The sequence below is a fragment of the Paraburkholderia mimosarum LMG 23256 = NBRC 106338 genome, from assembly GCF_000739815.1.
GTDB classification, from domain to species: Bacteria; Pseudomonadota; Gammaproteobacteria; order Burkholderiales; family Burkholderiaceae; genus Paraburkholderia; species Paraburkholderia mimosarum.
The window spans coordinates 1-7704 of sequence record NZ_BBJJ01000138.1; the positions used below are offsets into that span (position 1 = coordinate 1).

The following is a 7704-nucleotide window of genomic DNA, read 5'->3' on the forward strand; positions in this document are numbered from 1 at the left end:
GAACAGTTACGGGCGGTCTTTACTTCGTCACGCCATCGGCGCGCGCACGTCCTGCGAAGGTGGCGGCGCTGTGCGATTATTTTGCGGAGCATCTCTCGGAGCCGTCATGGCGATGGCCGAAGTAACGCGGTAGCTGGATTCTCGGCGATTACCCGACGCACGAGCGTCTCGTGCACGACCTCGCGACCCGCGTGCCGCTGCCGCGCTCTTTGCCAGCGACGGCGTGCTGGAACTGCCTTATCTGAAGTCGCTCGGTATCGACGGGCGCGCGGAGGGACCCGAATCGATCGAGGGCTTCATTGCTTCGCTGCTCGTGAAAGTACCGGATTTCGCGTTCAGGAACGTGCGCTTTCTGATCGAAACGCCCGAGCAGGTGTTCGCGGAATATGAAGTTGAAGCGCTCGTGCCGTCAACGGGGAAGATCTATCGCCAGATGTACGCCGGACGGCTCGTGGCACGCGACGGCAAGATCTCGCTGCTGCGTGAAGCGCTGGATACGGTGGCGGCGGCGGATGCGTTCGCCGTGACGCGCACCGCTTGATTGTATGCCCGCCCAGCGAATTGCCGGAACCGGGCGCTGTCGTCCAGATGACGGCTGCTTGTCAAATTCGACTTGGATTCTGTTCGTTCATTTTTTTTCAGCGAGCACGCAAAAAGCTTCCGCTTCTACGGCCCGACGGAAGGCTACTTTGACCGAAGCTATCCATTACCCGATTTTGAGGAGGTCAGTCGTTGATATCAGTGACCGCTTTGAGAGGGCGGATTCAACCGACGCGTCAACGGGAGAGGTCAACGGTACCTTATGGCCGGGTCCCGCCTCATGTCGGACTTCCGCGCGATATCACGTGGTCATTCAAGACCCGTATAGCGGCCATTCAAATCGCATGCTTTTCAAGAAACGGCCGCAGAATGGACTTGCGTCATGACTCCCGGCGGCGGCTCGCGGTGCTGGTCAGCATTCGCCCTTTTTCGCGTGCCCCGGCGGACAGTGACCGTGCCCGTGATGGTGGCGATGCTCCTCCCATTCGTCGCGGCCCCAGTAGCGCTGTCCGTCCCAGTAACGGTCCCCTTGCCATCCGGGCGACACTACGACCACCGGTGCCGGTGCGACCACGACGGGCGGTGGTACGCCAATATTGATGCCAACCCCGACGTCGGTGGCATTCGCAAGTGCTGACGCACCGATTCCAATACCCGCTAGCGCCGCGGCAATGAAGAGATGTTTCATCTTTTCCCCGAAAGAGCAGCTGGCTGCTGGTCGGCCACCTCACACGTGGCCGTCGTTGTTCAATCTCACACAGTGTGCGACCTTGTCACGTCCGCTTCAACGCGAACTTGTAACGGCTTGCGCTAGCGATTGCCAGCGACGCAGCGCAGAAGGGCATTATCGGAAACTCGCCATGCACCCGCGCGCGATAGCTGTTGCCCCCGTGAATCGGTTATAGCGCTCCATCATATTACGGAAACCGTAACCGCCAGTTACAAAGTTGTCGCGAACGAGCGCATCGTCCGCGACGACATCAGAATGGCCAGAAGAGAAAGTGGCGATGACGTCGCGCGCGAACCGTTCGAGGGGGGCGCGTTTCGGGTCCGAGCTGAGCACCAGGATCGATGACTCGCGCGCGCAGCGCCATATCGTAGAAGGCACCCACCATCGGCAACGCGCTGTGCGCCCCCTCACCCCAATAGTCGTTACCGAGCGTCACATGCGCATCATCGAAACCCACCCACGCGCCAGCGACCAGTTGCGGATGCATCAGGATGAACCAGCTATCGGTGTTGTCCTGCGTCGTGCCCGTCTTGCCGGCAACGTCGGCGCGAATCCCGAAGCGGCGTCGGATGTCAGAACCGGTGCCCCTGTTCACGACGTCGCGCATCACGTCGACGAGCGTCTGCGCTGCGCTGGCTGGTAGCGCCGGTTCTGGCGATGCACTCGGGAATTCTGCGAGCACCTTGCCGTCGTGATTCTCGATACGCGTGACCATGCGCGGTGCGATATAGGCGCCACGGTTTGTAATCGTGCAATACGCCGCGACCATTTCTTTCAGCGTAACCGGGCTCGTGCCTAGCGCGAGCGACGGCACCGCTTCGAGCGGACTTTCGCGCACACCCATCGCGCGCGCGAGACGTGCGACCTTCTCGGGGCCTTCCTTTTGCATAAGCTGAGCGGTAACGCGGTTGCGCGAATACGCGAGTGCGTCGCGCAGCGTCATGGGTCCGCCAGTGGGCGGCTCCGCGTCGGTCGGTCGCCAGATCGCATGTCCGCTCAGGGCAATGGCGACGTTCCGGTCGACGATCGTATCGCCCGGCCGCGCGCCGTCCGTAAAGGCCGCGCCGTAGACGAACGGCTTGAATGTCGAGCCCGGCTGACGCCGCGCCTGCTGCACGTGATCGAACGGCTCGTCTCCGAAGTCGCGACTGCCGACCCATGCCTTGATATCTCCGTTGCGTGGATCGATGGCGACAAAGCCCGCCTGGATCTGGGCTTTGCTCCGGCACAGCGCACGGACGAAGGTGGCGTCCGTGGCGAGCTTCCTGAGCGCGACCTCATCCGACTGGCCAGCGTCGCGTGCGGCGCGATAGTCGGGCGTCTGCCGGATGAACGTCTGAAACAGGTCGTTGTCCGGTGAGCAGCCCGTGCGTTCGTTCCATGCGTCGTTTGCGATCCATTGCAACTGGTTCGTCTGCCAGTTCATCGCCTGCGTCGCCATTGCCTGCAGACGGGAATCGATCGTCGTGCGCACGACCAGCCCGTCGGCATAGATGTTGTAGCCATTGCGGTCGGCCCACCCCGTCAGCCACTTGCGCAATTGCGCCGCAAAATGCGGCGCCGGGCCCGGTGACACAGTTTGCTGCTCGAAATCGACGTTGAGCGGTTGCCGCTTCAGCCATGCATACGCGGCGGGCTTGAGCTTCCCATACTTGTTCATCTGCCCGAGCACCGTGTTGCGCCGTTGCAATGCACGCTCGGGATTGAGCACCGGGTTATAGGTGCTGTTGGCCTTTAGCATGCCGACGAGCGTAGCGCTTTCGAGAATGTCGAGCTGAGCGGCCGATTTGCCGAAGTAGGTGCGTGCGGCCATTTCCACGCCGTAGGCGTTATACAGGAATGGCACCGTGTTCAGGTACGTCTCGAGAATCTGATCCTTGCTGTACACGGCTTCGATCTTGAACGCCGTGATCGCTTCCTTGAGCTTGCGCGTGAGGGTCGGCGCACGGCCGATTTCGTCGGGATACAGATTGCGCGCGAGTTGCTGCGTGAGCGTCGAGCCACCTTGCCGGTTACCCGAGAACGTGTGCAATGCGGCCGACGCGATACGCCTCCAGTCGATGCCGTGGTGCTCGTAGAAGCGCCGGTCTTCAGTCGCGACCAATGCATCTACCATGTACGGAGAGATCTGCTTGAGCGACACCCATTCGCGATTGACCGGCTTGAATTCCGCGAGCAGTTTGCCGTCGGCGGACACGATCAACGCTGGCAGATCAACGCGGGCTTTGCGGATGTCGCCGGTGCCTGGTGTGAACGGCACAAGCGCGAGCATGTACAGCAGGGATAGCGCCGGCACCGCGCCGAGTGCCAACGCGATGCCGCGTCGCGTCGGGTGGCTCAAGCTGCGCAGTGTGGCAAGGAGGACGAGTCTGGGTTTCGTTCTGATGACAGCGGCCAGCGGTTGGATGCGGGCGAGCCACCTTGTGCACTGTTGACGAAACAAGGACAGATATCGGTGATTCACAGTCGACGCGCAGGCGGAAAAAGCGGGATCGTATCAAAACGAAGATGTGCGTCTGCCGTGAAAACAGGCCGTCGGCCAGCCATTAACAGACGATTACAATTGTTTCGATGTGGGCGACGTTCGCAGTTGCGGCCCGGCTTTGCACGAGCCGTTTGTGCAAGATCGGGGTGCCGCCGCTTGCACCGGTCATGCTCCCGACAGAGAAGGGCCCCCCGCCACTCCGTACGTACTGCACTTGTCAGAAGCTGAAGTTCACGTTGGCCTGGCTTCCGCCCGTAATGTTGACGGCGGTCGATTGCGTGGCGCCTGAGGCCGCATCGGCTTCGATCGTGTATTGGCCTGCCGGCGCCGCCGGGATCAGGGCGACGGGCAGCGTGCCGTTATAGGCGCCAACCACCGGTGCCGCGACGGGCAGGCTTGTCGTATAGTTGCCCGTATCGAGGTTCGCATTCGCCGATGCGATCTCATACGTGCCCGTCGACGTGGTCTGAAGCGCACGCATGCTGGCATCCGCCGACGCCGTCACCGTGCCGCTCACCGTATTCATCGTCGAGACGGGAAGCGTAATGGGTTGGCCGGCCGTCGATACGCGGGTCGTAGCGCCAACTACGACAGGCACTGACTTGATGATCCCCGTCGTCTCGTTGGGTTGCACGATCACGATATCGTAGTTGCCGTTCGTCGAGCTCTGGACCAGCGTCGAGAACACAAAGTGGCCCGTGCTGTCCGCCACCGTGCCGCTCACCACCTTGCCATTCTGCTCGGCATACACGGTAGCGCCGGCTTCAGCCGCCGCGACATAGCCGTCAATCAAGCCGGTGACGGTCGTGGGCGTGGCGGTGATCACGGGCTTCAGCGCGTACGAGCCATTGCCCTTCTGGACGACCGACTTGCAGGCGTTGAAGTCGAGCACGAGATCGACCGTCGAGTTCGCGGCCACGTCAAAGGGACGAATGATCTTGAGACCGCTTTGGGTCGCGCTCGGCGTCGCGAGCGGCTGTTCGTTGGTCGTTCCCGACACGACGACCGAATTGGCCACCGTGTTACCCTGGTTTTGGGCGAGTACAAGCCTCACCTGCTGATACTGGCCGGCGGGAAGCGTGGCCTGGCCGAGCGCAGCCATCGTTCCGTTCGTGAGCGAAAGGAGATCGACCTTCTGCGGGGGAGCGAGCGTGATGTTGGTCCATCCGCTGTCGTTGTCACCTGCGCTCGAGCTCGCGTTAATGCGCACCTGGCTCACCGTTACGTAGACGTGGTCGAAGCCGCAGGAGGGCGCATCAGCCATCTGGACGTTCACGGTGCCGGTCGGGGTGCCTCCGTTATTGCTCCCCCCTCCACCGCCGCAGGCCGCGAGTGCAGCGGAGGCGAAAATGGCGGTTGTGAGTGTTTTTCGCATCCCGTTCATCTCAATACCTGATGGTTTGTCTGTGGTGCGCGGAGCTTACATTCGGCGGACTGCAAACCTTATCGTGACTTTGCAACAATCCGTAACTTCTTTTGCTCGTCGCGTTTATGACCTTTGCCTGGTGGACTCAGGAATGACCGTTATCAACGGAGAGTCAGCCGCCCGAATGTCCGGGTCATGGCTTGATCTAACGGCTCTTCCTGGCCGAGAGCACCAGTTCGACGAGTCCCCGCAGACCGAACGTTGATATCGTCGAAGGCAGCTTTCGGGCTATTGCCGTGAATGAGTAGAGTCGGCCGAGGGGTGGCCGTCCAGGACGAGTGAGCACGTCGTACCGACCGCCCCTGTCCTGCATATCAGATAGCCGAGTGTGTAATAACGCAATTCAGGCGAAATTCGCTGCACGGGGTGCTCCCGGCGACGATTGCAGCGGACGGGCCTAAAGCGTTGGTCTTTTGCTTCCTTGATCACACAAAACAAGGGTACGGAACCGATCTACGCAGCCGCTTGCGCCGGGCGCGCGCGGGCGTTACGCAAATTTGACGCCGTATTCGTAGACGGATACAACCGGCGCGTCCTGAAAGGTTGTGTGCGCAACTTGATGAGGCTGCCGATCGGACAGCCGCCGGCATTCACGCATTCAACGGGACGCTTCCATGTCTTCCGGTATGCACTGGGTGCCGCCGAAGCTGGGTCCTATCCGGGCGCGATTTTCTATCCGACGCTTTAGTTTCCGCAGAGTGATCGCACGCGCAGTCGCGCGCCTCGTTGCTGCTGCGGCGGCGCATATAAGCCTTTTCGCCAGACATTCTAAATGCCTCGCTGCCACGGAAGAGATCACGCGATCCTGGCTGCGTGCGCATCCTCGGGTGACGGGGCGCGTTCAGGCGAGCGCGCTGCTGATTAACCACATCGCACTTGCCACAGTGAGAACCTCGGTTCTGCAACCGCAACGCTGGAGAATAACCGGTTCTTGACGTTCGACTTTCCCGCACATCAATGGCCGCTCTCATCAAGAGCGCTGTAGTTTGAAGCCAGGTACCCTGGCGCTTCCGACAGGTGCGCTGTCGCGCTCAATCCCATTTCAACGACAGAGGCGAGATCGGCAGTCTGGAGGGCAGCAGTGTCAGCGCCCGCAATCGGACGTTTCTGCATGGCCCGCCTTAGGATGAGAGTCTCATGCTGATAAAAGAGTTCGAGTTGCCCTGCATCCGATGCATGGGGAGGCAAGCCGAAAGCCTCCTCAAGCGCCCGGCGCGGGATATGGAAACGTTGAAGTCCGCGAACCGCGCGAACCTGGAACACGACCCCATCGCTGTTGTGAGGGATTGCTGCCCAAACCAGCGCGCTGCCCATGACATACCCCATTTGGTTGCAAAGCCGATTGGAAGCTAGTCCCCCTATGATGGCGCTCAAAAAAACATTTCAAAAATGCGACCGGCTCTCTTTGACGTTTTCACCACACGAGGTTAGTGACCTTTGACTGTCACGACGCCTATCGCGTGGAGAGATGGCCGACCAGCGCCCACCGCCGAGCGCGACAATGGTCTGGGGGGTGCATGCGATGCAAAAGGCATAAGTCGACGGCGGATGGCGCATTCAACCAAATCGTTTGACGTTTATCGGGCTTCTATCCGCGTCGTTTGAGGTGGATCCCCACGTCCTTTCATATCCATCCTGGCAAGAATGACATGACGGTCGCCGACTGGTACTACCGGGATCTTCTGCGCTCATGCCGCTTCTGCTCGATCTAGAAGCACTCGGGCCCCTTGACATCTTCCAGGTTGATGCCGCCTGGTGTCGGCACGAGCACGGCGATGGCCGCGATTCGTTGATCAATTCTGAATGTTGTCCGTTGCGTGCCGAGACAATCAGCCCGGCGTCAACTTGACGCTCGTTACCCACGTCATGCTGCCCAGCCGATCCACTATGGCCCACAGCACCGCCAACGGAATACAGCCAAACGAAATGGTGAAATCGGCAAAGTCTCGAGTCTGTGCAGTCGAGATCTTCACGCTCCTGATCTCGCCAGCGATCGGCAGGAGCACCTGCCAGAGAGCTGCAATCCGCATGTTGTCAATCTCGGCGCGGACGTTGAGTTCCCGCCGGCCGACTGCCAGCGTTTCCTGAAAGTGAGCTGTCATGCTGTTTCTTATGCGAGATTGCCCAGAATGGGCGCGGGTTGTCTCGTGGGCACGCGGTACAACCTGCCGTCCAGGGACAATTGCTGAAACGCCCCACCCGACGGCGGAGACGACGCCCGGGCCGTTGTAGAGACTAACCATCTATTGCTGCCCGCGATTGCGAAGTGTCTGCGCACGATCTTTTTCGCGCCTACTGGGCAAGCGCCATTGGCAGCGGTAACGGCGAGTGTCGATACAACGATCGCAAGACCCACCATGTTTCATCCATCCCACTCCCTCGAAATGAACAAACGTGACTGTGCCCTTACGCTGGGCGTACTGGAATATCGCGACGCCGTACGGACGTGCGCGACATTGGAAAGGCGACCCGGATATCCGGCGTGACATCCTGGCCAGCGCCAGTGTTTATTGCATATGTTGA

The 7704-nt window shown here is 60.6% G+C and carries 6 protein-coding genes and 1 pseudogene; 2 read left to right on the forward strand and 5 right to left on the reverse strand.

What is annotated here, in order from left to right; all coding sequences use genetic code 11:
- Together BMI01S_RS41535 and BMI01S_RS35140 are read left to right on the forward strand one after the other, a co-directional pair.
- Positions 1-125, forward strand: a pseudogene (locus BMI01S_RS41535) (LysR family transcriptional regulator); the annotation flags it as partial.
- A gap of 8 nt (positions 126-133) precedes the next feature.
- On the forward strand, positions 134-541 hold the full coding sequence (locus BMI01S_RS35140; RefSeq protein WP_042292506.1) for a nuclear transport factor 2 family protein: 408 nt from the start codon (positions 134-136) through the stop codon (positions 539-541).
- A 411-nt stretch (positions 542-952) separates the two neighbouring features.
- Here the strand turns inward: BMI01S_RS35140 and BMI01S_RS40000 are convergent, their stop codons facing one another.
- The 5 genes from BMI01S_RS40000 to BMI01S_RS35160 form a co-directional block, all read right to left on the reverse strand.
- Positions 953-1228 (reverse strand): hypothetical protein, encoded by a 276-nt coding sequence (locus tag BMI01S_RS40000; protein ID WP_081716261.1) that lies wholly within the window; start codon positions 1226-1228, stop codon positions 953-955.
- 292 nt (positions 1229-1520) lie between these two features.
- Positions 1521-3734 carry a penicillin-binding protein 1A gene (locus tag BMI01S_RS35145; protein ID WP_036047017.1) on the reverse strand — a complete coding sequence of 738 codons (2214 nt, stop codon included), beginning with the start codon at positions 3732-3734 and terminating at the stop codon, positions 1521-1523.
- Between the two features lie 238 nt (positions 3735-3972).
- A complete protein-coding gene (locus tag BMI01S_RS35150; protein WP_028232870.1) occupies positions 3973-5139 on the reverse strand; it encodes a DUF4382 domain-containing protein in 1167 nt (388 codons plus the stop codon).
- A 996-nt stretch (positions 5140-6135) separates the two neighbouring features.
- Positions 6136-6495 (reverse strand): hypothetical protein, encoded by a 360-nt coding sequence (locus BMI01S_RS35155; RefSeq protein WP_028215140.1) that lies wholly within the window; start codon positions 6493-6495, stop codon positions 6136-6138.
- Between the two features lie 515 nt (positions 6496-7010).
- Positions 7011-7283 carry a hypothetical protein gene (locus tag BMI01S_RS35160; RefSeq protein ID WP_051381610.1) on the reverse strand — a complete coding sequence of 91 codons (273 nt, stop codon included), beginning with the start codon at positions 7281-7283 and terminating at the stop codon, positions 7011-7013.
- Between the last annotated feature and the right edge of the window lie 421 nt (positions 7284-7704).